At 71.3% G+C, this 26,769-nt stretch carries 23 protein-coding genes; 14 read left to right on the top strand and 9 right to left on the bottom strand.

The features are described 5' to 3' along the window. Positions 1–19: 19 nt before the first annotated feature. On the bottom strand, positions 20–1,312 hold the full coding sequence (locus ASF23_RS06340; RefSeq protein ID WP_055950748.1) for an ABC transporter substrate-binding protein: 1,293 nt from the start codon (positions 1,310–1,312) through the stop codon (positions 20–22). Positions 1,313–1,525: 213 nt separating this feature from the next. Here ASF23_RS06340 and ASF23_RS06335 point away from each other — a divergent pair, with 213 nt between their 5' ends. The 4 genes from ASF23_RS06335 to ASF23_RS06320 all read left to right on the top strand — a co-directional run bounded on the left by ASF23_RS06335 (position 1,526) and on the right by ASF23_RS06320 (position 7,698). Then, positions 1,526–2,770: a Gfo/Idh/MocA family protein gene (locus ASF23_RS06335; protein ID WP_055950745.1), complete on the top strand. Its 1,245-nt coding sequence runs from the start codon at positions 1,526–1,528 to the stop codon at positions 2,768–2,770. Positions 2,771–2,954: 184 nt separating this feature from the next. After that, positions 2,955–3,983, top strand: a complete 1,029-nt coding sequence (locus ASF23_RS06330; RefSeq protein ID WP_156364287.1) for a LacI family DNA-binding transcriptional regulator — start codon at positions 2,955–2,957, stop codon at positions 3,981–3,983. A gap of 158 nt (positions 3,984–4,141) precedes the next feature. Continuing rightward, positions 4,142–5,155: a glycerophosphodiester phosphodiesterase family protein gene (locus ASF23_RS06325; protein ID WP_055950740.1), complete on the top strand. Its 1,014-nt coding sequence runs from the start codon at positions 4,142–4,144 to the stop codon at positions 5,153–5,155. Between the two features lie 56 nt (positions 5,156–5,211). Continuing rightward, on the top strand, positions 5,212–7,698 hold the full coding sequence (locus ASF23_RS06320; RefSeq protein ID WP_082473878.1) for an ATP-dependent helicase: 2,487 nt from the start codon (positions 5,212–5,214) through the stop codon (positions 7,696–7,698). 202 nt (positions 7,699–7,900) lie between these two features. Here ASF23_RS06320 and ASF23_RS06315 read toward each other — a convergent pair whose 3' ends face one another. From ASF23_RS06315 to ASF23_RS06295, 5 genes are all read right to left on the bottom strand, one after another. Continuing rightward, on the bottom strand, positions 7,901–8,413 hold the full coding sequence (locus ASF23_RS06315) for a GNAT family N-acetyltransferase (protein ID WP_235510800.1): 513 nt from the start codon (positions 8,411–8,413) through the stop codon (positions 7,901–7,903). 104 nt (positions 8,414–8,517) lie between these two features. Next, a complete protein-coding gene (locus ASF23_RS06310) occupies positions 8,518–9,165 on the bottom strand; it encodes a pyridoxal 5'-phosphate synthase (protein ID WP_055950737.1) in 648 nt (215 codons plus the stop codon). Positions 9,166–9,228: 63 nt separating this feature from the next. Next, positions 9,229–10,056, bottom strand: coding sequence for an oxygenase MpaB family protein (locus ASF23_RS06305; RefSeq protein ID WP_055950735.1), 828 nt, complete (start codon positions 10,054–10,056; stop codon positions 9,229–9,231). Positions 10,057–10,124: 68 nt separating this feature from the next. Continuing rightward, a complete protein-coding gene (locus ASF23_RS06300) occupies positions 10,125–10,334 on the bottom strand; it encodes a hypothetical protein (RefSeq protein WP_055950732.1) in 210 nt (69 codons plus the stop codon). After that, positions 10,331–10,837, bottom strand: coding sequence for an ester cyclase (locus ASF23_RS06295; protein WP_055950729.1), 507 nt, complete (start codon positions 10,835–10,837; stop codon positions 10,331–10,333). The genes ASF23_RS06300 and ASF23_RS06295 overlap by 4 nt, the downstream gene beginning before the upstream one ends. A gap of 360 nt (positions 10,838–11,197) precedes the next feature. Between ASF23_RS06295 and sucC the strand changes: the two genes are divergently transcribed. The 8 genes from sucC to ASF23_RS06255 all read left to right on the top strand — a co-directional run bounded on the left by sucC (position 11,198) and on the right by ASF23_RS06255 (position 22,944). Further along, a complete protein-coding gene (gene sucC, locus ASF23_RS06290; protein ID WP_268750843.1) occupies positions 11,198–12,382 on the top strand; it encodes an ADP-forming succinate--CoA ligase subunit beta in 1,185 nt (394 codons plus the stop codon). 16 nt (positions 12,383–12,398) lie between these two features. Continuing rightward, complete coding sequence (gene sucD, locus ASF23_RS06285; protein ID WP_055950724.1) at positions 12,399–13,286, top strand: succinate--CoA ligase subunit alpha; 888 nt, start codon at positions 12,399–12,401, stop codon at positions 13,284–13,286. Between the two features lie 189 nt (positions 13,287–13,475). After that, positions 13,476–15,542, top strand: a complete 2,067-nt coding sequence (locus ASF23_RS06280; protein WP_055950723.1) for a cell division protein PerM — start codon at positions 13,476–13,478, stop codon at positions 15,540–15,542. 160 nt (positions 15,543–15,702) lie between these two features. Then, positions 15,703–16,296 (top strand): phosphoribosylglycinamide formyltransferase, encoded by a 594-nt coding sequence (gene purN / locus ASF23_RS06275; RefSeq protein ID WP_055950720.1) that lies wholly within the window; start codon positions 15,703–15,705, stop codon positions 16,294–16,296. Then, positions 16,293–17,933, top strand: a complete 1,641-nt coding sequence (gene purH, locus ASF23_RS06270) for a bifunctional phosphoribosylaminoimidazolecarboxamide formyltransferase/IMP cyclohydrolase (protein ID WP_055950717.1) — start codon at positions 16,293–16,295, stop codon at positions 17,931–17,933. The genes purN and purH overlap by 4 nt, the downstream gene beginning before the upstream one ends. 614 nt (positions 17,934–18,547) lie before the next feature. Beyond that, positions 18,548–20,356, top strand: a complete 1,809-nt coding sequence (locus tag ASF23_RS06265; RefSeq protein ID WP_055950714.1) for an ABC transporter ATP-binding protein — start codon at positions 18,548–18,550, stop codon at positions 20,354–20,356. A 149-nt stretch (positions 20,357–20,505) separates the two neighbouring features. Next, on the top strand, positions 20,506–22,314 hold the full coding sequence (locus tag ASF23_RS06260; RefSeq protein ID WP_055951556.1) for an ABC transporter ATP-binding protein: 1,809 nt from the start codon (positions 20,506–20,508) through the stop codon (positions 22,312–22,314). Between the two features lie 189 nt (positions 22,315–22,503). Beyond that, positions 22,504–22,944 carry a DUF805 domain-containing protein gene (locus tag ASF23_RS06255; RefSeq protein WP_055950711.1) on the top strand — a complete coding sequence of 147 codons (441 nt, stop codon included), beginning with the start codon at positions 22,504–22,506 and terminating at the stop codon, positions 22,942–22,944. Between the two features lie 30 nt (positions 22,945–22,974). Here ASF23_RS06255 and ASF23_RS06250 read toward each other — a convergent pair whose 3' ends face one another. The 3 genes from ASF23_RS06250 to ASF23_RS06240 all read right to left on the bottom strand — a co-directional run bounded on the left by ASF23_RS06250 (position 22,975) and on the right by ASF23_RS06240 (position 24,705). Beyond that, positions 22,975–23,637: a peroxiredoxin-like family protein gene (locus ASF23_RS06250; protein WP_055950708.1), complete on the bottom strand. Its 663-nt coding sequence runs from the start codon at positions 23,635–23,637 to the stop codon at positions 22,975–22,977. A gap of 208 nt (positions 23,638–23,845) precedes the next feature. After that, the gene (locus ASF23_RS06245; RefSeq protein ID WP_200919316.1) at positions 23,846–24,244 is read right to left on the bottom strand and encodes an MGMT family protein; all 399 of its coding nucleotides are present in this window, start codon (positions 24,242–24,244) and stop codon (positions 23,846–23,848) included. 8 nt (positions 24,245–24,252) lie between these two features. Then, positions 24,253–24,705, bottom strand: a complete 453-nt coding sequence (locus ASF23_RS06240) for a GNAT family N-acetyltransferase (protein WP_055950705.1) — start codon at positions 24,703–24,705, stop codon at positions 24,253–24,255. A gap of 114 nt (positions 24,706–24,819) precedes the next feature. Here ASF23_RS06240 and ASF23_RS06235 point away from each other — a divergent pair, with 114 nt between their 5' ends. Both ASF23_RS06235 and ASF23_RS06230 read left to right on the top strand, forming a co-directional pair. After that, positions 24,820–26,088, top strand: coding sequence for an ROK family transcriptional regulator (locus tag ASF23_RS06235; protein WP_055950702.1), 1,269 nt, complete (start codon positions 24,820–24,822; stop codon positions 26,086–26,088). Between the two features lie 67 nt (positions 26,089–26,155). Continuing rightward, on the top strand, positions 26,156–26,758 hold the full coding sequence (locus ASF23_RS06230; protein WP_055950699.1) for a hypothetical protein: 603 nt from the start codon (positions 26,156–26,158) through the stop codon (positions 26,756–26,758). Positions 26,759–26,769 lie beyond the last annotated feature (11 nt).

Here is a 26,769-nt window from a genome sequence, read left to right as displayed (position 1 = left end):
GCAGGCCGACCCGGCGACGTCACTTGGTCTTCTTGTAGAGGGTCGAGAAGTCGCTCGCGACCTTGCTCGTGCTCGCCGACGGCGACGACTGTCCCGCGACGACGCTGTCCGCGGTCGTGACGACGGTGTTCCACATGCCGTTCGGCAGCGACACCCGGTCGAAGTACGGGCGGAGCGGCACGTCGTTCGGGGTGACCCACTGCTCGTAGCTCGGCGCGAGCGACCCGAGGTCGGCAGTGACGTTCGTCAGGCCGGGGAGGCTGCCGGTGGACTCGGCGAGCTTCGCGTCGACCGCCGGGGTCGCGAGGAACGCCAGGTACTTCTTCGCCTCGGTGAGGTGCGCACCCTTCGCAGCAGCTCCGAACGCGGTGTTCTCGCCGCCGATCAGGTACGGCTTCGAGCCGTTCAGCGCCGGGACAGGGACGAACTGGAGGTCGGCGTCCGGGGCGTACTCCTGCGCCTGCGCGATGAGCGAGTTGCTGCTCAGCGCGAACGCGGCGCGGTTCTCGGCCAGGGCCTTGGCCATGTCGTCACCGGTCGCGGACGAGTAGTCCGGGTTGATCCAGCCCTTGGTCCGGAACTGCTCGAGCACGTCGAGGATCTTCTGGTAGGCGGGCTTCTGGAAGTCGCCCTTGCCGAAGGACGCGAGCTGCGCGTCCGAGAACGCGCCCGGCGCGAGCCAGTCCACGACGTTCCCGGCGGAACCGTCCTTCGAGCCGGCGAGGGTCAGCGGGGTGGCGCCGCTCTTCGCCACCTTGTCCGAGGCGGTCATGAAGGAGTCCCAGTCGGTGATGGAGTCCGCCGTGACACCGGCCTTCTGGAGCACCGTCTCGTTCACGATGAGCCCGGACACCGCGGTGTCGACGGGCAGTGCGAAGAACTGACCCTCGTCGTTCTTCATCGCGGGGTCGAGCACCTTGTTGAAGTGCTTCGCCCACGACTCGTCCTGGAGGGGCGCGAGGAACGAGCTGTACCGGTCGAGGGACCAGCCGTGGGTCGCCCAGAGGTCCGGCGGGTTGTTCGCCGCGAGTCGGACCTTGATCTGCGACTCGTAGTCGTTGCCGCCGGTCTTCAGGTCGACCTTGATGGACGGGTTCTTCTTCTCGAACTGCTTCGTCGCGGTGGTGAGCGCCGCGAGCAGCGGGGAGTCCGCCGACTGCGCGGTCTGGAACTCGAGCGTCGTCGTGCCGGACGCCGACCCCGACGCGCTGCACGAGGTGAGTGTCGCGGCGACGGCGATGGCCGCCGCGGTGATGGCGACGATGCGCCGTGCGGAGCGGGTGTTCGGCGTCGTTCGGATCTGTGACGGCATTGTCGGACCTCCGTGGTGGGGCGAGCCACTGTGCTCGCTGCCGCCGGACATTACCCGAGTAAACCCATGCCCGCAATGGCTTCTTCCGACGACATGCCACCGCGGTTGACCCGAGTAAACGAAACCTGGCAAGCTGGACCTCATCAGCGCGCGCCTCGTTCACCGCGACGGCGCATCCCTCCACCGCAACGACGCACAGAAGGAATCCCCGTCATGAGCTTCACCCTCGGCATGGTCGGCGCCGGCCAGTTCTCCGCGCACTTCGCAACGCTGTTCCAGCTCCACCCCGGCATCAGCGCGGTCTACGCGACGGACGTGATCGAGGGGCGTGCCGAGCAGCTCGTCACGGACCTCGACCTCGCCGGCACGTTCCCGGACCTCGACGCGATGCTCGCCGACGACCGCATCGACGCCGTCGCGATCTTCACCCAGCGCTGGACGCACGGCCCGCTGGTGCTCAAGGCCCTCCGCGCCGGCAAGCACGTCTACTCCGCGGTCCCGATGGCGGTCGAGCGCGAGCAGATCGGCGCGATCATCGAGGCGGTGCAGGAGACCGGGCTCACCTACATGATGGGCGAGACGAGCCAGTACAACCCCGCGACGGTGTTCGCTCGCCAGAAGCTCGAGCAGGGCGCGTTCGGCCGGATCATCTACGCCGAGGGCGACTACCTGCACGACATGGACCTCGGGTTCTACGACGCCTACCGCTACAGCGGCGGCGACGACTGGAAGTCCACCGCCAGCTACCCGCCCATGTGGTACCCCACCCACGCGATCGGCGGCGTGCTCGGTGCGATCCCGGGTCACGCGGTGAGCGTCAGCTGCATCGGCGTGCACGACCAGGAGCAGGACGGGGTGTTCGACACCGAGGTCAGCATGTTCGACAACGACTTCTCGAACGCGTCGGCACTGTTCGAGCTCGCCGGCGGCGGGTCCATGCGCATCAACGAGTTCCGCCGTGTCGGCTACCCGTCGCACCTCCGCGAGAGCCGCTTCCGCTGGTTCGGCACGCAGGGCAGCTTCGAGCAGCTCGCGACGACGAGCATCTGGCAGGACAAGCAGGGTGCCGAGGACGTCTCCAACCAGATCGCGACGCGGCACACCATGGACGAGGACGACCCGCGGCTCGCGAACGTGTCGCCGGCGCTCCGCAGCTCGTTCGTCTCCGGGCACGCGCCGGTCCACGACGCCGAGTCCGGTCGCCTGCCGGAGGAGTTCGCTGTCGCGCCGAACGGCCACGAGGGCAGCCACCAGTTCCTCGTCGACGACTTCGTCCGTGCGGTCGAGGGGCACGTGCTGCCGCCCGTGAACGCCTGGCAGGCCGCGCGGTACACGCTGCCCGGCCTCGTCGCGCACGAGTCCGCGCTGCAGGACGGCGCCCGACTGACGATCCCCGACTTCGGGGACGCCCCGGTGGCGGTCGGCGAGTCGCTGCAGGCATCGCGCGCCGAGGCCTGACGGACCGGACGGCACGCCCCGCGCCCGACAGGTCCGGTGCGCGGGGCGACGGGGCGACGGTCGGACTGGAGGGACGGCTCGAGTCCGGCAGGTCGGGTGCGCCAGTGGGGACCGGGCTGCGCAGCCCCGCCGTAGGGCTGCGCAGCCCCGCCGTAGGGTGGACGCAGTCGAGGAGGAGCAACCCGTGACGCAGCCGATGCCCACCCCGCCGCACAAGGCGACCCGGCGCGACGTCGCGCGGCTCGCGGGCGTCAGCGATGCCGTCGTGAGCTACACGCTGAACGGCGGCGCTCCGGTGGCCGCAGCGACGGCGCAACGGGTCCGGGAGGCGGTCGCCGAGCTCGGGTACCGCCCGAACCAGGCGGCGCGGGCGCTCAAGTCCGGATCCGCCAGGACCCTGGTCCTCGTGGTTCCGGACGGCGCCGACCCGATCTTCGCGAACCCGTTCTTCAGCGAGTACGCCAGCGTCATCGAGGCCGCCGCCCGCGCGCGGGGCTACGCGCTCTACACCACGGCATCGTCACTCGACCCGGACGACGTCCTCGGTCGGTTCCACGAGTTCGCGTCCCGGCAGGTCGACGGAGTCCTGGTGCTCCCGGGCGACACCCCACTCGACCGTGTCGCACTCGACGGAGTGGGACTGCCGTGGATCGAGCTGAACGCGGTCAACCCGGTGAGCGGTGTCGCGAGCCTCGGCGCCGACCTGCGGCACGGTGCCGTCGTCGCGACGCAGCACCTGCTGGACCACGGCCACGAGCGGATCGCGTTCATCGGCGAGCCGAACGTCGACGAACCGCGGCACGTCGGTTGGCGCGAGACGATGGCCGCGGCAGGGCTGCCCGCCGGCCCGTTCCTCGGCGCGGCGATCACCCGTCCCGGCGGCCACGAGGTCGGGACTGGGCTCGCAGCGGACCCCGATCGGCCGACCGCGCTCTTCATCGCGTCGGACCGGACGGCCGTCGGTGTCCTGCGGGCGTTCCATGAGCGTGGGATCGACGTCCCGGGCGACGTGGCGATCGTGGCGTTCGACGGGACCTGGGAAGGGGAGTACGCCTGGCCGGGGCTGACCTCGTACCGCCAGCCGATCGAGCGGATGGCCGAGAGCGCGGTGGAGCGGGTCCTCAGTCGGTCGACGTCGAGCGATCTCCGCCGGCCGCACCACGAGCTCTTCCGGGGCGAGCTCGTGCTGCGTCGCTCATGCGGGTGCCACTGACGCGGGATGCGCGACCGGGCCTGAGGGTGTTCTGAACACCGCCGTCCGGTGTGAACACGCGCATCCTCGTGTTCGGCGTGGATGGGCGTGTTCTGAACACCCGGCGGGGCTGGACGAGTCCCGGACCCCGAGCGCGCCGTGACCGTACTGTCGGAGCCATGACCGACCTCCCTCTCGTCATCGCGCACCGCGGTGCCAGCGGCCACCGGCCGGAGCACTCCAGGGCCGCGTACGAGCTCGCGATCGAGCTCGGCGCCGACGCCATCGAGCCCGACATCGTGCCCACGAAGGACGGCGTGCTGGTCCTCCGGCACGAGAACGAGATCTCCGGCACGACCGACGTGGCGTCCCACCCGGAGTTCCGGCCCCTCCGGACCACGAAGACCATCGAGGGCCAGACCCTGACCGGTTGGTTCACCGAGGACTTCACCTGGGCCGAGCTCGCGACCCTCCGGGTCCGGGAACGGCTGCCGGAGCTCCGCCCGGAGAGCGCCGCCCACGACGGGGAGGAGCCGATCCTGCGCCTCGAGGACCTGCTCGCGATCATCGACGCCGCACCCCGGCCGATCGGGCTCGTCGCCGAGGTCAAGCACGCCGCGTTCTTCGACCGCGCCGGGTTCCCGATGGACGAGCTCGTGGACGGCGTCCTCGGCGCGCACGGCTGGCGGGACGACGCCCGGCTGACGTTCGAGTCCTTCGAGAAGCAGGTGCTGCTGGACCTCGCCGCGCGGGGGGCCGGTGGACGCTCGGTGTACCTGATGGAGGCGAGAGGGGCCGCGGCCGACGAGGTCGACCGCCACGGATCCGCCGCCCCGACGTACGAGTCCGAGCGGTCCGACGCGTCGCTCGCCGCGCTCGCGCGCTCGTTCGACGGCATCAGCATGGCGGTCGGCACCGTCATGGCCGGCGTCGACACGGTCGCGCCGGACACGGCCGGGAGGCTCGTCAGCAGCATCGTGGACCGGGCGCACGACGCCGGGTTGGTCGCCTACGCATGGACCCTGCGGCCCGAGAACCGGTTCCTCCCCGGACCGCTCAAGCGCGGGGGAGAGGTCGCCGCGCACGGCGACTGGCAGCGCTGGTACACCTCGGTGATGCGGACCGGGATCGACGGTGTCTTCGCGGACCACCCGGACCTGGCTGTCGCGGCGCGGAGCACGCTGCGGAGCTGATCTCCGGGACCGCGGCGGGGTCGCGCGTCGGTGGTCGCGCCTACACTGTCTCGGACATGACGATCGTGCTCGATGGATTCGACCCGGTGCCCGACCGCGCAGGCGGACCCTCCCGCCCAGACGGTCAGGGCACGGCGGGTGCTGCCTACGAAGACCCGTTCACCGCGGGCCTCAACCCCCAGCAGCAGGAGGCCGTCGAGTACCGCGGCGAGTCCCTGCTCATCGTGGCTGGAGCCGGATCCGGCAAGACGAGCGTCCTCACGCGGCGCATCGCACTGCTCCTGGCCAACAGGGAGGCCTGGCCGAGCCAGATCCTCGCGATCACCTTCACGAACAAGGCCGCCGCCGAGATGCGCGAGCGCGTCGAGGCTCTGGTCGGCGGCGCTGCGGAGGGCATGTGGATCTCCACGTTCCACTCGGCGTGCGTGCGGATCCTCCGCCGCGAGTCCGAGCGGTTCGGGTTCACCTCGTCGTTCACCATCTACGACTCGGCCGACTCCAAGGCGCTCCTCAAACGGATCCTCAAGGAGCTCGAAGCCGATTCGCTCGGGCTGACCGTCGGCGCCGTCGCGAACAAGATCTCGAAGGCCAAGAACGAGCTGCAGGACGTCGAGTCCTACGCGCGCGACATGAACGCCGGCGACCCGCAGGAGGTCATGTTCCTCGAGGTGTTCCGCCGGTACTCCCAGGACCTCCGTCGTGCGAACGCGTTCGACTTCGACGACCTCATCGGTCAGACCGTGTTCATGTTCCGCGCGTTCCCCGAGGTCGCTGCGCTCTACCAACGCCGCTTCCGCTACGTGCTCGTCGACGAGTACCAGGACACCAACCACGCGCAGTACTCCCTGATCCGCGAGCTCACCCGCCCCGTCGCGCCGGAGCAGGTCGACCGGCTCGAGGACGGCGGGCAGCACGTCGCCCGGATGCGGGAGGCCGACGGGTCGATCGCGCCGGCGTCGCTCACGGTCGTCGGTGACTCCGACCAGTCCATCTACGCGTTCCGCGGCGCTGACATCCGCAACATCGTCGAGTTCGAGCGGGACTACCCGCGGAGCAAGGTGATCCTGCTCGAGCAGAACTACCGGTCGACGCAGACGATCCTCGACGCCGCGAACGCCGTCATCGCGAACAACTTCGACCGGCAGGCGAAGAACCTGTTCACGGACGTCGGTGCCGGGAGCAAGATCACCGGGTTCACCGGGTACACCGGCCACGACGAAGCACAGTTCGTCGCGGACGAGGTCCAACGGCTCCACGATGAGGAGTCGATGGACTACCGCGACATGGCGGTGTTCTACCGGACGAACTCGCAGACGCGTGCGCTCGAGGAGATCTTCATCCGCTCGGCGATCCCGTACCGGGTGCTCGGGGGCACGAAGTTCTACGAGCGTGCCGAGATCAAGGACGCCATGTCCTATCTGATCACCGTCGCGAACCCCGCGGACCCGCTCTCGCTCCGTCGCGTGCTCAACGTCCCGAAGCGCGGCATCGGCGCCGTGACCGAGACCACCCTGCAGCGCTACGCCGACCAGCACGACACGACCCTCCGTGACGCACTGCGCCACGCGGGCGAACTCGGCTTCGGTCCCAAGGTCCGCACCGCGATCACGGAGTTCGCCGCGCTGCTCGACGACGTCGCCTCCCGCGCGGCGACGCAGCCCGTCGTGGACACCCTGACGCAGCTGCTCGAGGGCTCGCACCTGCTCGAGGTGCTCCGGGCGTCCCCGGACGCCCAGGACGCCGCTCGCGCGGACAACGTCGACGAGCTCGTGGCGGTCACGCGGGAGTTCCAGAAGAACAACCCCGACGGCACCCTGTCGGACTTCCTGACCGAGGTCTCGCTGGTCGCCGCCGCGGACGAACTCGACGACTCGTCCGGCACCGTGTCCCTCATGACGCTGCACACCGCGAAGGGCCTGGAGTACGAGGCGGTGTTCCTGACCGGCATCGAGGAGGACCTCCTGCCGCACCGGATGTCTGCCGCCGAACCGGGCGGGCCCGCTGAGGAGCGCCGACTCTTCTACGTCGGCATCACCCGCGCTCGGAAGCACCTGTTCCTCTCGCTCGCGATGACCCGTGCGCAGTTCGGCGACGTCAACGTGGCGATGCCGTCGCGCTTCCTCCAGGAGATCCCCGAGGGCCTCATCGACTGGAAGCAGTCGCCGGGCATGGCGAACAGCCGCGGCGGAACGCAGCCCCGGGCGCTCAACGCCCGTCGCGAGGGCGGGTTCGGAGGCGGTGGCGGTGGCGGTGGTAGCGGCTACCGGGGCGGTGGCGGCTTCGGGGGCGGGTCGTACGACCGGGCGACGGCGGCGTCCAAGACCCGCCCGAAGACCGAGTGGGCGAACCGCGTCACCGGGCAGGTGCGCGACAACGGCGACATGGAGCTCGAAGCGGGCGACCGCATCAAGCACGTCGACTTCGGCGAGGGCCGCGTGACGAGCGTGACCGGGCTCGGTGCGAAGCGCATCGCCGAGATCGCGTTCGACGCCGCCGGCCGCAAGAAGCTCCTGATCAAGATCGCCCCCATCGAGAAGCTGTAGCTCGCGACCCGCGGCCCGCAGGCCGCGGCTCGCGGCTCGCGGCCGTGTTCTGAACACGGTCGTCCACACTGAACACCGCCAGCGGAGTGTTCCCCCTGGACGCGCGTGTTCAGAAGCAGCACGCGTGCCGACGGGCGGCGCCGCTCCGGACGGGAGGCGCGGGTCGGTCTGGAACCGTGCCTCCAGTCCGGCGAGACGCGCGTCAGCGCACCATGCGCACCGCGTCGATCCGCTCGGTCCCGAACGTCTGGACCGTCCGCGTGCCGTCGAGGACGAATCCGTTCCGTGCAGAGAAGGCGGCCGCCCGGGCGTTGTCGGCAGCGCGCCACAGGTACGCCGGCGCATCACCGATGGCGGCGTCCAGCAGCGCTTGACCGACGCCGCTCCCGTGGTGGTCGGCGAGCACGTAGATGCCCTCGATCTCGACCGGCCGTGGCGCATCGTGGTCGCGACCTCTGCCGAGGGACGCCCAGCCGCCGACCTGCCCCGGGCGACAGCGACCGACACGTCGGTGCAGTCGTCGTCGATGATCGACCGCCAGCGAGCAGCCCGCGCCTCGACGTCGAGGGCGGCGAGGTACTCGGCCGACACGAGGTGGGCGTACGTCTCCCGCCAAGCCTGCACGTGCACCCGCGCGATCTCCGGTGCGTCGTCGGTGGTTGCGGTCCGGATCGTGAACTCCCCCATGCGCCGAGCCTAGGACGCCGCACGACACCGCCGTCCGCACATGACACCGCGCTCACGTGCGGTGGGGTGTCCGGAGAGCGGTGCGATGCGGACGGGCCCGGCCCGGCCCGGCCTTGGCGGAGCGGGCTCAGCTCACGGCTGCAGGTGCACGACCGTCCAGCCGCCGGTCGCCCGGCGGTACTCGAGCCGGCGGTGCATGCGGTCGCGACTCGACTGCCAGAACTCCACGCTCGTCGGCTCGAGACGCCACGCCCGCCACGAGTCCGGCCGGGGTACGTCGTCGCCGTGCTCACCGAGCATGCCGTTCGCGGTGTCGATGAGGGCCCCGATCGTGCTGTCGAGCTCGTCCACGGGGAACGGTGCCGACTGGTCGGCGGCAGCGGTGGCGGCACGGGACTTCGGTGAGCGGCTCGCGAACAGCGCGTAGGACGCCGCGTCGTCGAGCCGGACGATGCGCCCCTCGAACCGGAGCTGCTGCTTCGTCTCGCGCCAGTACACCTGCAGCGCGGCGTACGGGTTCTCGGTGAGGTCGCGACCCTTCGGCGAGTCCTCCGAGGTGCCGAACACCAGGCCGTCGTCGTCGATCGACTTGACGTCGACGGTCCGTGCGTGGGGGATGCCGTCGGGTGATGCGGTCGCGAGGGTCATCGACAGCGGCTCGGACACCTCCTGCTGCTCCGCTGCGTCGAGCCACTCCCGCGCGAGCGGCATCGGGTCGGTCGGTGGGGAGTCGAACTCGGGTCGGTGCAGGCCGTCGTCGCCGGAGAGGGAAGTGCTCACGCACGCCAGCCTGCCACCGCGCCCCGGACGACGGTCAGGTCCGTGCTCGTCCCGACGGTCAGGTCAGTGCTCGTGCCGGACTGCGGCCTGGCGCATCCCCCTGATCAGGACCCGGTGCGGCAGGCGGCGGATCGGCCCGGGGACGGCCCGGACCACGACCCGGAGGACGCTGATCGTCCGCGCGAACCGGCGCTCCTCGCGGGGACCCCAGGCGAACCCGTAGGCCTGCCGGACCGAGGTCGGGAGCATGCCGACCGTGACGATCCGCGCGAGCGGCATCGCGATGCGGATCCAGGCCGGTGCGAACCGCGGATGCAGGAGGTCGCGGACCACGGCACGGGCGTCCTCGGTGACCAGGAGTCCTTGGAGTGTCCGACCCCAGTACTCCTCGAACGCGGTGACGGTCGTCGGCCACACGCCGTCGGGGACCCGCAGGGCGGTCCCGAGGGGTTCGTACGCGCGGAGCACGCCGAGGGCGAGGGCGGGGTCGATCGGTCCGCGGAGCAGCTCGTGCATCCGGATCGCCGAGTCGTACAGGGTCGCCGCGACCCAGAGCTGTCGACCGGGGTCGTCCGCGCCCTCGACCGGCCGGTGCGCCCGCTCCACGAACGCACTCGCGACGGCAGCGTCCGTCGGTGTCCCGAACACGACGGCGTAGACGTACGCCAGCGTGTGGACGAGCCGCTGCTGGGGCCGGTGCACGAAGTCGCTGTGCCGGGCGACACCTGCGCCGACCACCGGGTCCGCGATCTGCAGCAGGATCGCGCATCCGCCCGCCATGACGAGGGACGCATCCGTGCCGAAGCGTCGGACGTCGCGCCCGACGGGCCGAGACGGCAGCGCGGATCCGGACGGACGGTGCGACGGACTGGAGGCGCGGTGCGGGCGCACGGGTGGGCCTCCAGTCCGGAAGGGGGCGGCAGACCGCTCTCGGTCTGCCGCCCCCGTGGGTCCGATCGTCAGAGCGGGCTGACCTGGTCGTTGCCGAAGTCGACACCGTCGGCCTCGTCGTCGTGCTCCCACTCGGCGGGCGCGCCCTCACGGGGTGCGCCGCCGGTGGGGCCGTCGTCGGTGCCGTCACCCGGCTGCGGGTCGACGGTCTCGCCGGCGACGGCGTCGTTCGTGACGGTCTCGAGGGACTCGTCCTCGGGTGTGTACGGATCGGTCATGGCTCGCTCCTCTGCTCGCTGCGGTTCGTGTGGGCGCTGCGTGTCCGGATCAGGCGCTGCGTGTGCGGATCAGGCGCTGACGAAGTGGGCGTCGTCGCCGCCCAGCCCGAGCTGCTCGGCGATGCCCTTCTGGTCCGTCGATCCCCAGCGCTCGACGATCTTGCCGTCGCGGAACTTGGCGACCTGGATGCCGCGGACGTCGAAGGTGCGACCGGTGGCGGGGTGGCCCTCGAGTCGCCGGAGTGGGTGCCGGTGATGCGGAACACGACGGACACCGCCTCGTCGTCAGCCGTCAGGATCTGCGGCTCGAGTGCCAGGTCCGGGAAGGCCGCGAGGAAGCCCTTCCAGAACGACACGATGCCCTCGATGCCGGGAGCCTGGTCGGGAGCCGGGTCGTGGTCCACGACGTCGTCCGCCCAGACCTCGCCGAAGCGGTCGAAGTCACGGGCCTCGATGATGCCGCCGAGCTGCTGCTGCGCCTGCACGTTGATGTCCTTGGTCATGCTGACCTCCAGGGAAGAGTCTTCGGTCGCCGCGGGTCGGCGCCACTGTCATGGCTACCCCGTCCGGCGAGGTGGCTCCGCCGATCCCCAGCACCCGCCCAGTCCGCGCAGTGCGATCCCCGATCGGACGCCGATCCCGGACACAGCGGACGGGGGACAAGCGACGCGGCGACGACGCCTCAGCCGCGGGCGCTAGGCTGCTCGACGGCCGTTGTCTCGACATCGAGCGACCTCTCGACGCCGAGAACTCCGACCGCAACCAGCGCCGCCGCGCGACCCGCACGGCTGTCGTGCCGAGCGCACGGCTGCCGTACAGATCGCACCCGGCGCTGCCGACACAGTCACACGACACACGACGCGGTGAGGAAGAACAGCGTGGATCTTTTCGAGTATCAGGCCAGGGACCTCTTCGAGTCCTACGGCGTCCCGGTCCTGCAGGGAATCATCGCCGACACCCCGGAGGACGCCAGGGCGGCCGCCGAGAAGATCGGCGGGGTCGTTGTGGTGAAGGCCCAGGTCAAGGTCGGCGGTCGTGGCAAGGCCGGCGGCGTGAAGGTCGCCAAGACCGCGGATGAGGCGTTCGAGGCCGCGAAGGCGATCCTCGGGCTTGACATCAAGGGCCACGTCGTGCACCGCGTGATGGTCGCGCAGGGTGCCCAGATCGCCGAGGAGTTCTACTTCTCCGTGCTGCTCGACCGTGCGAACCGCTCCTACCTGTCGCTCGTCAGCGTCGAGGGCGGCATGGAGATCGAGGAGCTCGCCGTCGAACGCCCCGAGGCACTCGCCCGCGTCGAGGTCGACCCCACCGTGGGCATCGACGACGCGAAGGCGCACGAGCTCGCCACGCAGGCCGGGTTCGCCCCCGAGCTCGTCGACCAGGTCGCGGCCGCGTTCGTCAAGCTCTACGACGTCTACAAGGGCGAGGACGCCACCCTCGTCGAGGTCAACCCGCTCGTCCGGACCGAGGACGGCCAGATCCTGGCCCTCGACGGCAAGGTCACGCTCGACGACAACGCCGAGTTCCGCCACGCCGCCCACGCCGAGCTCGAGGACACGGCCAGCGCGGACCCGCTCGAGGCGAAGGCCAAGGAGCACGGCCTCAACTACGTCAAGCTCGACGGCCAGGTCGGCATCATCGGCAACGGCGCGGGGCTCGTCATGTCGACGCTCGACGTCGTCGCCTACGCCGGTGAGCGTCACGGCGGGGTCAAGCCCGCGAACTTCCTCGACATCGGTGGTGGAGCGTCCGCCGAGGTCATGGCGAACGGCCTCGACGTGATCCTCGGCGACGAGCAGGTCAAGAGCGTGTTCGTCAACGTCTTCGGTGGCATCACCGCCTGCGACGCCGTGGCGAACGGCATCGTCGCCGCACTCGAGATCCTCGGCGACGCGGCCTCCAAGCCGCTCGTCGTCCGGCTCGACGGCAACAACGTCGACGAGGGTCGACGCATCCTCGCCGAGAGGAACCACCCGCTCGTCACCGTCGTGGCGACCATGGACGACGCGGCCGAGAAGGCCGCCGAGCTCGCTGCGGCCGCGGCGTAGGAAAGGGACCGAACCAATGTCGATCTTCCTCAACAAGGACTCGAAGGTCATCGTCCAGGGCATCACCGGCGGCGAGGGCACCAAGCACACCGCGCTCATGCTCAAGGCGGGTACGCAGGTCGTCGGCGGGGTGAACGCCCGCAAGGCCGGCACGACCGTCACGCACGGCGACGTCACGCTCCCGGTGTTCGGCACCGTCGCCGAGGCGATCACCGAGACCGGAGCGGACGTCTCGATCGTCTTCGTGCCGCCGGCGTTCGCGAAGGACGCCGTGATGGAGGCCATCGACGCCTCGATCCCGCTCGTCGTCGTGATCACCGAGGGCATCCCGGTGCAGGACGCCGCGGAGTTCTGGGCGCACGCCAAGGAGCTCGGTGGGGCCACGCGCATCATCGGCCCGAACTGCCCCGGCATCATCACCCCGGGGGAGTCGCTGGTCGGCATCACCCCGGCGACGATCACCGGCAAAGGCCCGATCGGTCTCGTGTCGAAGTCCGGGACCCTGACCTACCAGATGATGTTCGAGCTCCGCGACCTCGGGTTCTCGACCGCCATCGGCATCGGCGGCGACCCGGTGATCGGCACGACGCACATCGACGCCCTCGCGGCCTTCGAGGCCGACCCCGAGACGAAGGCCATCGTGATGATCGGCGAGATCGGCGGCGACGCCGAGGAGCGTGCCGCGGACTTCATCAAGGCGAACGTCACGAAGCCGGTCGTCGGGTACGTCGCGGGCTTCACCGCCCCCGAGGGCAAGACGATGGGCCACGCCGGCGCGATCGTGTCCGGCTCGGCCGGCACCGCCGAGGGCAAGAAGACCGCGCTCGAGGCAGCCGGCGTCCGCGTCGGCAAGACGCCGTCGGAGACGGCGGCCCTGCTCCGCGAGGCCTACGCCGCGCTGTAGACGCGCGCACGGACGGACTGGAGGGACGGTGCCAGCTGGCACCGTCCCTCCAGTCCGTCTGCGGTCGGTTCCGCAAAACACCACCTTGACCGCAACGCGCAGAGACATGTCCCTGCGCCATGCCGCGAAGGTGGTGTTCCACGGAGGGGCGGACCGGTCACGACGTCCGGCTCCCGTATCCTCGCCACGATGAACCGCCCAGCCACCGCCCTGTTCGCCGCCGTCGAGGCGGTCATCGCGGTGGCGGTGGGCATCGGCGTCGCGCTCGTCCCGCTGACGCTCCTCTGGGGCATCGAGTACGGCCTGCAGATCCCGTGGGTGGTGTTCTGGCGCGCGGCGGCCAGCATCTGGCTGCTCGGACACGGCGTCGACGTCACGTTCGTGCTCGACGCGGCCACCGCGTCGGCGACCGGACTCCCGGGCGCCGGTGCACCGATCGTGATGACCATCGCGGCGCTCGGGTTCGCGGTCGTCACGGCGTGGCTCGGGGCCCGGGCCGGCAGACGCCTCGCGGAGACGGAGCACCGGGCGACCGGCACCGTCACGGGGATCGCGGTGGTCGTCGCCCTGTCGTTCGCGATCGCGGCCTCCTCGATCAGCATCGCGACCCGGCCCTCGCTCTGGCAGTCGATCGTGCTGCCGGCCCTCTGGTACGGCGTTCCGCTCATCGCCGCCGCGGAGATCGCACGTCGACGGCGCGGTGCCTCGCCGGACCCCGTCACCGCGCGGATCCTCGACCTGGTCGACCGGATCCCCACGGTCTGGCGGGCGATCGCCGGCGTCGCGCTCCGCGGAGGCACCATGGTCGTCGCGATCGTCGTCGCCGTCGCCGGGGTCCTCGTCGGGTTCCTCGTGCTCGGGTCGTACGCCGAGGTGATCACCCTCTACGAGCAGTCCCACGCCGGCGTCCTCGGTGGACTCGCGATCACCGTCGGGCAGCTCGCGTTCCTGCCGGACTTCCTGGGCTGGGCCGTGTCGTGGATCGTCGGCCCCGGGTTCGCCATCGGCACCGGGTCGAACGTGTCGCCGATCGGCACCACCCTCGGACCGATCCCGGGCATCCCGGTGTTCGGAGCCCTGCCGACGAGCGGGCACAGCTTCGGCCTGCTCTGGGTCCTGGTGCCCGTCGTCGGGTCCTTCCTGGTGTCCGCGTTCCTCCGCCCGAGGCTCGTCCGGGCGCTCGGCACTGCGAACGACACCGCCGGCCACCGGGCGCTCGCGGGAGCCGGCACAGGGATCGTCGGCGGGGTCCTCGTCGGGCTCGTCGCGTGGGTGTCGTCGGGCTCGTTCGGGCCCGGGCGTCTCGCGACGGTCGGGGCCCAGCCGCTCCTCGTCGGGCTGTTCGCCGCACTCGAGATCGGGGTGCCCGCGGCGATGGCGCTGGCGGTCGGGAGCGACCTCGTACGGCTGCGCGACCGGGACACCTGGCTGCCCTCCCGCGAGCGCTGGCAGACCGACGGTCACCCGGACGACGAGCCGCGGCCCGTGGTGCTCGCCGGCAGCGACACCATGACGCACGAGGCGGACGGCGGGTTCATCGGGGCGCTCGGACGCGCGGGTGCGTCCGACACCCGCCCGCACGGACGGCGCTTCCGGACCGAGGAGCCCGGGACGAAGCCGACGGTTGCTGCTGCCGAGCACGCCCCCGGACACGTCCCCGAGCGGGCCGACGGCGAGCAGCCCGAGATCGAGCCCGACGCCCAGCAGCCCGGTACCCGGCAACCCGGTACCCAGCAGCCCGGCACCGAGCAGCCCGACCGGGACGCCGTTCCGGAGCGCACGTCCCTCGTCGACCGGGCGTCCGCCGCCGGGGCCGGTGCCGCGGGACTCGCGGGTGACGCCAAGAACCGGGTGTCCGCACTGCTCGCGAACGCGATGCGCGCCCGTCGCGCCGGACGCGCTGCCGGCGTCGACCAGGTCGACGGACCAGGCCAACCGGCCGGGGCGACGCACGATGCGGAGGCGAGCCGTGCCTCCCGTCCGCCGCGGAGCGGTCGTCTCGACACCCCGAACGCGTCCAGCCGACCGGAGGCGACCGCCGACGTCCCCACGGCATGGCCGGGCGCGGAGCTCGGCGAGACCGAACCCGCCGCCGGTGTCGTGCCGCGCCGTCCGGCAGGGTTCACGGCGTCGACGCCCATCCAGCGTCCGGCACCGGCGGCGGAGGACGAACCCGACGACTGGGACACCGGCGCGGTCGACGACGTCCCGGAGCACGAACTCCCGTGGTGGCGGCGGCCCAAGGGCGACGGCTGATCGCGGCGCGCTGCCGAGGATGCTCGAACCGGGAGTCCGAGGCCCGGACCACTCCGCGTTCCTGCATGCTCGACCGGGGGCGTGCTCGACTGGGGGCGTGCTCGACTGGGGGCGTGCTCGACCGGGAGACCGGCTCCGCCGCACCGATAGGCTTGGGCGCGTGCTCGAACTGGTGGTCCTGATCTCCGGCACCGGATCGAACCTCCGGGCCCTGCTCGACGCGGCCGAGGACGCCGAGTACCCCGCGCGGGTCGTCGCCATCGGAGCCGACCGCGACGCCGAGGGGCTCGCGCTCGGCGAGGAGTACGGCATCCCGACGTTCGAGGTGTCCTACGGCAACTTCCCCGACCGGCAGGCCTGGGGCGCGGCGCTCGCCGACCAGATCCGGGTGTGGCGTCCCGACCTCCTCGTGCTGTCCGGGTTCATGCGGCTGCTCCCGCACGACGTCGTCGCCGAGTTCGGGCCGAACGTCATCAACACGCATCCCGCGTTCCTGCCGGAGTTCCCCGGAGCGCACGCCGTCCGGGACGCCGTCGCAGCCGGGGTCCCCGAGACCGGGGCGAGTGTCATCGTCGTCGACGACGGCGTCGACAGCGGCCCGATCCTGGTCCAGGAGCGGATCCCCGTGCTCCCGACGGACACCGAGTCCACCCTGCACGACCGCATCAAACACGTCGAACGACGGCTGCTCATCCAGACCGTCCTCGACGTCGCCAACGGAACCGTCGACCTGAAGGAAGCCTCCCGAGCATGAGCGTGCACGCCGCCGACCCCAGCCTGTACCGCGAGCGGGACGTCGTCCCGGTCCGCCGAGCCCTCGTCTCGGTGAGCGACAAGTCCGGCCTGCTGGAGCTCGCCGGCGCCCTCGACGCCGCCGGGGTGGAGATCGTCTCGACGGGGTCGACCGCGTCGACGATCGCGGCGTCCGGCATCCCCGTGACCGAGGTCGCGTCGATCACGGGCTTCCCCGAGTCCCTCGACGGCCGGGTCAAGACGCTGCACCCGGCCGTGCACGCGGGGCTCCTCGCCGACCTGCGGCTCGAGTCGCACGAAGCACAGCTCGCCGACCTCGGCATCCGGCCGTTCGAGCTCGTCGTCGTGAACCTCTACCCCTTCGTCGAGACCGTCGCGTCCGGCGCCGCGACACCGACCGTCGTCGAGAACGTCGACATCGGTGGCCCCGCGATGGTGCGCGCGTCCGCCAAGAACCACGCGAACGTCGCGATCGTGGTCTCGCCCGCCTCGTACGCCGAGGTCGTCGACGCGATCCGGTCTGGAGGCACGGGGCTGGGTCTCCGACAGCGGCTCGCCTCCGCCGCGTTCGCGCACACCGCCGCGTACGACACCGCGGTCGCCGCGTACTTCGCGACGCACGTCGCCGGGGCGGGCGAGTCCTCCGCTCCCGACGACACCGGTGACTCCCGTGGTGCCGGCGACTTCGACGCCACCGTCACGCTGTCCGGGGACCTGGCCGCGACGCTCCGCTACGGCGAGAACGCCCACCAGTCCGCGGCGCTGTACACGAGCACGGACGGCACCGGCATCGCCCAGGCGACGCAGCTGCACGGCAAGGAGATGTCGTACAACAACTACGTCGACGCCGACGCGGCACTCCGCGCGGCGTTCGACTTCACCGAGCCGGCCGTCGCGGTCGTCAAGCACGCGAACCCCTGCGGGATCGCGGTCGCCGGACCCGACGCGGCCGACCCGATCGCCGACGCGCACGCGCGTGCCCACGCGTGCGACCCGCTCTCCGCGTTCGGGGGCGTCATCGCCGCGAACCGTCCGGTCACCCGCGAGATGGCCGAGGCCGTCAAGGACATCTTCACCGAGGTCGTCATCGCCCCGGCGTTCGACCCCGAGGCGCTCGAGATCCTCTCCGCCAAGAAGAACATCCGGCTCCTGACGCTGCCGTCGGACTTCGCCCTGGCACCGCGCGAGGTCAAGCAGATCTCCGGCGGGTTCCTCGTCCAGGACTCCGACCGCTTCACCTCGTTCGACCAGACCACCTGGACCCTCGTCGCCGGGGAGCCCGCCGACGACGCCACCCTCGCGGACCTCTCCTTCGCGTGGAAGGCCTGCCGTGCGGTCAAGTCGAACGCGATCCTGCTCGCGAACGCGGGTGCGAGCGTCGGTGTCGGCATGGGGCAGGTCAACCGGGTCGACTCGTGCCACCTCGCCGTGACGCGTGCGGGGGAGCGCGCCGCGGGGTCGGTCGCCGCCTCGGACGCGTTCTTCCCGTTCGCCGACGGCCTGCAGGTGCTCCTCGACGCCGGGGTCCGCGCGGTCGCGCAGCCCGGCGGGAGCATGCGGGACGCTGAGGTCGTCGAGGCCGCGCAGGCCGCCGGCGTGACGATGTACCTGACGGGCGAGCGGCACTTCTTCCACTGAGCCGGGGGGCCTGGGCTGGCCGGCCTGGCCCTGCCCTGCCCTGCCCTGCCCTGCCCTGCCCTGGCCCCGCGGCTGTCGGTTTCCCCGCTGACCGACAGATCTCGCCGTTCTGTCGCCGAGTTTCGTCGCTCTGCCCGGAAACCGACGGGTCCGCCGGTGCCCCCGACCAGCGGTGGGAGGCTCGACGACCGGCCATGCCACCACGACACGCCGCACCTTGTTGCGCGCTGGGACTCCCTCTGAATATCCTGTAAGGCTCCGCCAGGCATGGGTGACACGCAGGCGTCGTACCAACCAGTACGGCCAGCGCGGCCCCGCGGCGGGACGACGGTGACGAAGACGACGACTGGAGTGACGATGGACTCGACGACTGACAACGCGGCAGTGGACGCGCGGGCAGGTCGTGGCTCCGTCCCGGCACTCCGAACCGTCCCCACCCGGACGCGGTAGGTCGTCAGACCCCGCACCGTCCCACCCGACGACGGACCCCTGTGTCCGCGTCGTCATCCGGCCCGTAGGGCGGACGCCAGAGCTGGCTCCGCACAGGCGGGCGGGATGCTCTCTCAACACCGCACACCGGGCCTCCAGTCCGGCTCGATCATGAGGACGCTCCCATGTCGAAGACGCCTTCCCAGGCGCGCCCGTCCACCTTCCGTGCCATCGCACGGATCTACCCCTACGTGAAGCCCTTCCGAGGGCGCCTCATCGGCGGCATGCTCGTCGCGATGGGTGCCTCCCTGGTCGCGCTCGCAATCCCGCTCGTCCTGCAGCGGCTCGTCGACGGACCCCTGTCGTCCGGCGACGAGAGCCAGATCTGGCCCGCCGGGCTCATCGTGCTCGCGCTCGGTGTCCTCGAGGCCGGCTTCGTGCTGTCCCGTCGTCAGATGGTCATGCGACCGTCGACGAAGATCGAGGCGAGCATGCGGAACGCCCTCTACGCGAAGCTCCAGGAGCTGCCCGTCGCGTTCCACGACCGCTGGCAGTCCGGGCAGCTGCTGTCCCGTTCGGTGAGCGACCTCAGCCTCATCCGCCGCTGGTTGGCGTTCGGCGTCGTGCTGCTCATCGTCAACATCGTCACGATCATCGTCGGCTTCGGCGTGCTGTTCACGTTCGGGTGGCAGCTCGGCCTGCTGTTCCTCGTCGCGTCGATCCCGATCTGGATCTGCTCCATCCTGTTCGAGCGGAAGTACTCGATCGTCGCCAGGCGGAGCCAGGACCAGGTCGGCGACCTCGCCACGAGCGTCGAGCAGTCCGTGCACGGCATCCGCGTGCTCAAGGCGTTCGGCCGCGGCCGCACGAAGCTCGACGAGTTCTCGGAGCAGGCGGAGGCGCTCCGCGGCACCGAGATCCAGAAGGCCAAGGCGATCGCGGGGCTCTGGCTCTGGCTCCTGCTCGTGCCGGACGTCGCATTCGCGCTCTGTCTGCTCGTCGGCATCTGGCTCGCCTCGGACGGGCAGATCACCGTCGGTGCGCTGTTCGCGTTCTTCGCGGCGGCCACGGTGCTCCGCTTCCCGATCGAGTCGATCGGCTTCCTCCTCTCGATGACCTACGACACGCGGACCGCGGTCGACCGGTACTTCGAGGTGATGGACTCCGAGAACACGATCGAGGACCCGGCGTCCCCGAAGACCATCGGCGAGCCGCACGGTGCGCTGTCGTTCAACGGTGCGCACTTCCGGTACCAGGACGCGGGGGCGCAGTACCCCGACCTCGTCAACGGCATCGACCTGCAGCTCGAGCCGGGCGAGACGATGGCGTTGGTCGGACTCACCGGCTCCGGCAAGACGACACTCCTGTCGCTCGTGCCGCGGCTCTACGACGTCACCGGTGGTTCGATCACCATCGACGGCGTGGACGTCCGCGACATGACGCGCGAAGAGCTGCGCCGCGTGGTGGGTGTCGCGTTCGAGGACGCGACCCTCTTCAGCGCGAGCGTCCGCGACAACGTGCTGCTCGGGCGGCCCGACGTCACCGGACAGGAGGCCGACGACCTCATGCGCGAGGCGCTCGACATCGCCCAGGCGGAGTTCGTGGCCGACCTGCCCGACGGCGTCGACACCCGCGTCGGGGAAGAGGGCCTGTCGCTCTCGGGCGGGCAGCGTCAGCGGCTCGCACTCGCCCGGGCGATCGCGGCGCGGCCGTCCGTGCTCGTGCTCGACGACCCCCTGTCGGCGCTCGACGTCGACACCGAGGCGCGTGTCGAGGAGGGGCTCCGCCGGGTCCTCGCCGAGACGACGTCGCTCATCGTCGCCCACCGTCCGTCCACCGTGACGCTCGCAGACCGCGTGGCGCTCATGGAGAACGGACGCATCACCGCCGTCGGGACGCACCACGACCTGATGGCCACGAACGACCACTACCGCTACGTCATCTCGTCCCTGGACGAGGACGACGCGAACGCGCGAGAGGAGGCACTGGCATGAGCGACCGCAACAAGACGACGGCACGGCCGGACGTCCCGGGCGAGCCCGTGGACGAGTTCCAGACCGAGTTCGAAGAGGAGGCCCGTCCGGACGCCGCCACGCTCGGTACCGATACAGGCGGTGACGGGGCGAACCCGCCGACCGCCTCGATCACGGTGCACGGTGTCCGCGGCGAGGAGCGCGACGACTTCACGAAGGCGGAGAGCATCCGGCTCCGCCGACGCTCGCTGGCGCTCCTCGGGTCCCTGATGAGCCCGCTCAAGGTCCGGCTGTGGATCATCGCGGTGGTCGTGGTCGTCTCCACGGCCGGCCAGGTCGCCGGTCCTGCGCTCATCGCGTACGGCATCGACAACGCGTTGCCGGCCGTCATGCAGAACGACGACTGGACGGCAGCGTTCTGGACCGTCGGCGGGTACATCGCCGTCGCGATCGCCGGCGCGGTGCTCACCGCCTGGTACACCGTGCTCGCGGCGCGGATCAGCCAGGCGATCCTGTTCGACCTCCGCAAGCGGGTCTTCCTGCACACGCAGCGCCTCAGCCTCGAGTTCCACGAGACCTACACGTCCGGCCGGATCATCTCCCGCCAGACGAGTGACCTCGACTCGATCCGCGAGCTGCTGGACTCCGGGTTGAACCAGCTCATCCAGGGCGTGCTGTACATGGTGTTCACGGCGGTGGCCCTCGTCGCGCTCGACCCGACCTCCGGGATCGTGCTCGCGGTGGCGCTCATCCCGCTGTACGTGCTGATCCGGTGGTTCCAGAAGAACTCGCAGCAGCGGTTCCGGCTGACCCGTGTCGCGAGTGCGCGCGTGATCGTGCACTTCGTCGAGACCATGACCGGCATCCGCGCGGTGCAGGCCTTCCGCAAGGAGAAGCGCAATCGCGACGAGTACGGCGGGTACGTCGAGGACTACCGGGTGGCGAACACGAAGGTGTTCAACCTGTTCGGGACCTTCGACCCGGCGCTGGTGCTCATCGGCAACCTGACCCTCGCGGCGGTCGTCATCGTCGGTGGCTTCCGTGTCGCGGGCGGGTCGCTCGAGATCGGTGCACTGCTCGCGGTCGCCCTGTACTCCAAGCGCTTCTTCGACCCCGCGCAGGAGCTCGCGATGTTCTACAACGGGTACCAGTCGGCCTCGGCGGCGATGGAGAAGATCTCCGGCGTCCTCGAGGAGGTGCCGAGCGTGCCGGATCCCGCCAAGCCCGTGCACATCCAGCAGGCGGCAGGCAAGGTCGACTTCGACGACGTCGAGTTCGCCTACAACCGGAACGCGGTCGTGCTCCCGGAGTTCGACCTGCACGTCCCGGCAGGGCAGACGATCGCACTCGTCGGTTCCACCGGTGCCGGCAAGTCGACGCTCGCCAAGCTCATGGCGCGCTTCTACGACCCGACCCGCGGCTCCGTCAAGCTCGACGGCGTCGACCTCAGGGACCTCGACACGAAGGACATGCGCCGCGCGATCGTCATGGTCACGCAGGAGGCGTACCTGTTCTCCGGATCGGTGTCCGACAACATCGCGCTCGGCAAGCCGGGTGCGACGCACGAGGAGATCGAGCGGGCGTCGAAGGCGGTCGGCGCGCACGAGTTCATCATGGCGCTGCCCGACGGGTACGACACCGACGTCAACAAGCGCGGTGGCCGGGTCTCCGCGGGGCAGCGGCAGTTGCTCTCGTTCGCGCGGGCGTTCCTCGCGGACCCGCGGGTGCTCATCCTCGACGAGGCGACGGCGTCGCTCGACATCCCGTCCGAGCGGCTGGTGCAGGAGGGCCTCGAGACCCTCCTCGCCGACCGCACGGCCGTGATCATCGCGCACCGGCTGTCGACCGTCGCGATCGCCCATCGGGTGCTCGTGATGGAGCACGGCCGGATCGTCGAGGACGGCACTCCGGCGGACCTCATCTCCGGGACCGGGCGGTTCGCGCAGCTGCACGCGGCGTGGCGTGACTCGCTGGTCTGAGCCCGACCGGCCTTCCAGGTGTTCCGAACACCACCATCCGCCCCGAACACCCGCATCACGGTGTTCGGGGCGGATGTGCGTGTTCGGGTCGCCAGCCGGCCGCCCGCGGCCGCGTCCGCCCGCGGCCGCCTCCGGGCCGCCCCTCGGCCGCACCTGGTTGGCTGGGGGCAACTCCTGGAGGAACACACCGTGACACAGCACACCCCCGACACCGAACTCCCGCAGCCCGGCGGCGTCCCCCTCGCCCGCCCGTTGTACGGCGCCCCGATCGGCGAGGCGATGCGGCGCTACGTCCGGAAGTACACCGACTTCACCGGGCGGGCGAGCCGCGCGGAGTTCTGGTGGTGGTGGCTGACCTCGTTCGCCGTGTTCATCGTGATGGAGCTCATCGGCGACGCCTTCCGCGGGGACACCCCGGTCGGCGAGACGGCGCTCGGGGCGTCACTCATCATCATCTGGGGGCTCGTCACCCTGATCGGCAACCTGTCGCTCGGTGCTCGACGCCTGCACGACGCCAACCTGTCCGGGTGGTGGCAGCTGCTGCACCTCGTGCCGGGGCTCGGGTCCCTCGCCGTGTTCGTCCTCGCGCTCCTGCCCGCGAACCCGAAGGGCACGCGCTTCGACCGCTGACCGCTGGCCGCTGGCGCGCCGAGGCCTGGCTCAGCGGACCAGCGGCTCCACGGCGTCGAGGATCGTCGGCACCTCGGTGCGCGTCGTGTAGTCGACGTGGACGTCGACGAACCGCACCACACGGTCCGCGTCCACGACGAGCACCGTCGGGAACGGGATCGCCGCCGTGCTGTCCGCGTTGCTGTCGGCGACCGCGAACCCGAGCTCGGTGTGGGCCGCCTGCGCCGCTGAACTCGGCGCTGTGACGAGCCCGAGCTCCGCGGCCAGGCTGTTCGACGGGTCGGACAGGACCGCGTACTCCAGGCCGCCGTTCGCCACGGACTGCTCGGATGCCTCGGGTGTCTGCGGGCTGATCGCGACGAGCTGCGCGCCGACCGCGGTGAGCTCGGGGAGGAGCGCCGCCTGGTAGTGCTTGAGCGAGAGGTTGCAGTACGGGCACCATGCGCCGCGGTACAGCACCACGACGGTCAGGGAGCCGGCGAGGACGTCGGCGAGCGCGACCCGCTCACCGCTCGGGGTCAGGAGCACGGCCGCGGGGAGCCGGCTGCCGACGGTGATCACACCGGTGGGGGCCCCGGCCGCGACGAGATCCTGCTGCTCGCCCGCGAACACGGCACTGAGCGTCGGGCCGATCTGGGCGGTGAAGCCGGTGTTGAAGTCCGCGACCTGGGCGGCGATGGTCTGTTCGGGCATGGTGCGCTCCTCGTGGCGGTCCTGACCGGGTGGGAGGCCCGGATGGCGGTCCGGCGAGCGTACGACGCCGTCCCGGTGGATCGGCCGGACGGAGTCACGCGACGTAAGAGAGCGCGGGACGGCGGCGGTCCGGCAGGTGGTGACGGAACACCGGACGGGAGGCGCGGCTCGGCCCCGCCTCGCACGGCACCACCCGAACGCACGCAGCTCAGAACGGGTCGCGCGGGAACCCCGGATCGAGGGTCGGGTCCGCGACGTCGCCGTCGGCGTCCCCGTCCGCGTTGCCAGACCAGCCGTCCGCATCGGGTGACCAGCCTGCGCGACGCATGTCGACCCTCCAGGCCGTCGGCCCCTGCACGACGGGCGTGCCCTCGACCCGGTACATCTCGAGCGCGCGGGTCTCGTGGTCCGCCGGCGGCAGACCGCCGGCGCGGACGACACGCCACCAGGGCAGGTCACCGCCCTCGTGCGCCATCACCCTGCCGACCTGGCGGGAGGCCCGGGAGCCGAGCGCGGCCGCGACGCCGCCGTAGGTCATCACGCGGCCGGGCGGGATCGCTCGGACGAGCTCGGCGACGGCGGCACCGAAGTCGAACGGCTCGGACACGAGGTCCGTCAGAGGGTGATGGACGCGAAGCTCTCGCCGAACGGCGTCTCGCCGACGACCTCGAACCCGATCGCCGTGAAGAACGGCTCCGGTCCGTCGTCGCCCTGCTCGAAGATCACCGTGAGACGCTCGAACCCGCGGTCCCGGGCCTCTGCCGCGAGGGCGTGCACGGCGAACCGACCGATGCCGCGGCCCTGCACGTCACCGGACACGTTGAGACGCCAGATGCAGCTCCGGAGTTCCTCCTGGTCGGCCTCGGCGTCGAAGTTGCCGACGATGAACCCGACCACCTCGTCGCCGTCGATGACGACCCGTGGCCAGGTCGTCGTCTGGCTCACCGCTGACTCCCACATGGAGTGTGAGACCGGCTGGGCGTACTGCTCCTGGCCGGGCTTCAGCGTCAGTGAGTTCGCCGCGACGATCGTCGTGGCGGAGAGTGGTTCGAGGCGGAGGTCCGTCATGCCGGTCAGGGTATCGGTGCCAGGCGTCCGGAGCCAATGAACAATGCGCGCGCATGACGCTGCCGTCGGTGTCCACGGGGGCGGTAGGGTCGGTCGGAACCGATCGGAGGAGCCGTGGCAGAACACCGTCGTGGCGCGAACCTCCCGGCGATCGGGGGGTTCAACCGGACCGTCGTGCTCGATGCCGTCCGTCGGAGTGACGACGGGCTGAGCCGCGTCGAGCTCGCCCACCGCACGGGGCTCAGCCCGCAGACGGTGTCGAACGTGACGCGCTACCTGCTCGAGATCGGCATGATCGTCGAGACCGGGACCGTCGTCGCCGGGCGTGGCAAGCCCCGGACCATCCTGCAGCTCGACCCGACGAGCCGGTACGCGGTCGGTGTGCACGTCGACCCCGCGGTGGTCACCTACGTGCTGCTCGACCTCGCGGGCCGGGTCGTCGCCGACGCCACGACCTCGACGCCCTCCGCCGCGAACCCCGAGCAGGTCGTCGACGTCATGGCGGGCGCGGTCGCTGAGCTCGTCGCGGGAGCGGGCATCGACGTGGCGCTCGTGCTCGGGGTCGGCGTCGCGTCACCCGGTCCGATCGACCGGGTGGCCGGAGTCGTGGTCGACCCGCCGTTCCTGCCGCGCTGGCGCGACGTCCCGCTCGTCGACGCGCTCGCCGAGGCCACCGGGTACGCCGTCCTCCTCGAGAAGGACGTCACGGCGGCGGCGGTCGGCGAGATGTGGCTCGCGGGCGAGTCGTCACCGCGGAACTTCGCGTTCGTCTACTACGGCACCGGTTTCGGCATCGGGCTCGTGCTCGACCACGAACCGGTGCGGGGGGTCGGCGCGAACGCCGGCGATGCCGGGCACATCGTGGTCGAGCAGGGGACGCTCGCCGGGACCGTCGACAGCCGGGAGGGTCGTGGCGAGGTGGGCAGGACCGTCGCGCCCGACCGGCTGGTCGCGTTCGCCGTCGCGGCTGGGCTCCCGCTGCCGACGGGTGTCGGAGGCGACGGCGCCGGGGACGTCGCGGACATCGCCGCGGTGGACGGGGCGTTCACGGAGCTCGCCGCGCTCGCCGCCGACGGCGATGCGCTCGCGCAGGACATCCAGGCGGAGGCGGGTGCCGCGATGGGGCGAGCAGCCGTCGTCGTCGTGAACCTGCTCGACGTCGACCGCGTGGTGTTCGGCGGGCCGTTCTGGTCGCGGATCGCGCCGCGGGCACTGCCGGCGGCGACGTCCGCGATCGAAGGGTCTCCGATCCTCGTGGCGAAGCACCCCGTCGTGGTCACCGAGAGCGCGCTGGGGGAGGACGTCGCGGCGGTGGGGGCGGCGTGCCTGGTTCTCGACGCGGCGCTGGCGCCGAAGGCCTCCGCGATGCTCATCCGCCGCTGACGACCGCGCGGGCACTCCGCGCGCCGGACATCGAGCGCGTACCCGCACACCGGGCCACGATGGTGGCATGACCGTCGAAGACCCGGAGCCGCCACCCTCGTGGGTGCTCCGGACTCCGGTCCGCTCATGGGAGTGGTGGCTCAACCCGCTCGTCCTGCTGCTCCTGGGCGTCGGGATCGGTGTCCTTTCGCTGCGCTACGACCCGACCCCGCAGGCTCACGCAGCCGGGGCCGTGGCGTCTTCGGCGCTGATACTCGGCGCGATCGCGTACGGGGTCGGCGCGCGCCGGGCGTTCGTCAGGCAGGACGTGGGCGCGTCCTGGCGGCTGCATGTCGTCGGCGTGGTCGTCGGGTTCGGCATCCCGACGGTGCTCGTCACCGCGGGCATCGCCGGCGGTCTGGGCGTGGCGTCGCTGGGGGGAGCGGTGGGCATCTTCGTCGCCCCGACGGTGGTCGGAGCCCGGCCCCTGCGGTTCGACGTCCTCGCGCGGATGACGATGGCGGCGGTGCTGTCCGTCGTGTTCCTCGCCGCCGCCCTGATCGCGTTCTTCGTACCCGGTGCGGCGGGCGACTTCCGGGGGATGTGGGGCGCCCTCATCGTCTTCGTGCCCGTGGCCGTCGTCGCCTTCGTGCTCGACCTCCGTCGGCTGCGCACCGCGCCCGCCCGCTGAGCGGCCTCCGC

Source organism: Curtobacterium sp. Leaf261, from assembly GCF_001422205.1.
GTDB lineage: Bacteria > Actinomycetota > Actinomycetes > Actinomycetales > Microbacteriaceae > Curtobacterium.
Note: the sequence above shows the minus strand (reverse complement) of the source record. Positions and strands in the feature narration are given on the sequence as shown.

Excerpts from the sequence above, each read along its gene's own strand:
- ASF23_RS06325 (WP_055950740.1), top strand. The coding sequence starts at position 4,142 with ATGACCGACCTCCCTCTCGTCATCGCGCACCGCGGTGCCAGCGGCCAC.
- sucD (WP_055950724.1), top strand. The coding sequence starts at position 12,399 with ATGTCGATCTTCCTCAACAAGGACTCGAAGGTCATCGTCCAGGGCATC.
- ASF23_RS06335 (WP_055950745.1), top strand. The coding sequence starts at position 1,526 with ATGAGCTTCACCCTCGGCATGGTCGGCGCCGGCCAGTTCTCCGCGCAC.
- ASF23_RS06295 (WP_055950729.1), bottom strand. The coding sequence starts at position 10,837 with ATGACCAAGGACATCAACGTGCAGGCGCAGCAGCAGCTCGGCGGCATC.
- ASF23_RS06250 (WP_055950708.1), bottom strand. The coding sequence starts at position 23,637 with ATGCCCGAACAGACCATCGCCGCCCAGGTCGCGGACTTCAACACCGGC.
- ASF23_RS06300 (WP_055950732.1), bottom strand. The coding sequence starts at position 10,334 with ATGACCGATCCGTACACACCCGAGGACGAGTCCCTCGAGACCGTCACG.
- purH (WP_055950717.1), top strand. The coding sequence starts at position 16,293 with ATGAGCGTGCACGCCGCCGACCCCAGCCTGTACCGCGAGCGGGACGTC.
- ASF23_RS06265 (WP_055950714.1), top strand. The coding sequence starts at position 18,548 with ATGTCGAAGACGCCTTCCCAGGCGCGCCCGTCCACCTTCCGTGCCATC.
- ASF23_RS06340 (WP_055950748.1), bottom strand. The coding sequence starts at position 1,312 with ATGCCGTCACAGATCCGAACGACGCCGAACACCCGCTCCGCACGGCGC.
- ASF23_RS06320 (WP_082473878.1), top strand. The coding sequence starts at position 5,212 with ATGACGATCGTGCTCGATGGATTCGACCCGGTGCCCGACCGCGCAGGC.
- ASF23_RS06240 (WP_055950705.1), bottom strand. The coding sequence starts at position 24,705 with ATGACGGACCTCCGCCTCGAACCACTCTCCGCCACGACGATCGTCGCG.
- ASF23_RS06280 (WP_055950723.1), top strand. The coding sequence starts at position 13,476 with ATGAACCGCCCAGCCACCGCCCTGTTCGCCGCCGTCGAGGCGGTCATC.
- ASF23_RS06230 (WP_055950699.1), top strand. The coding sequence starts at position 26,156 with ATGACCGTCGAAGACCCGGAGCCGCCACCCTCGTGGGTGCTCCGGACT.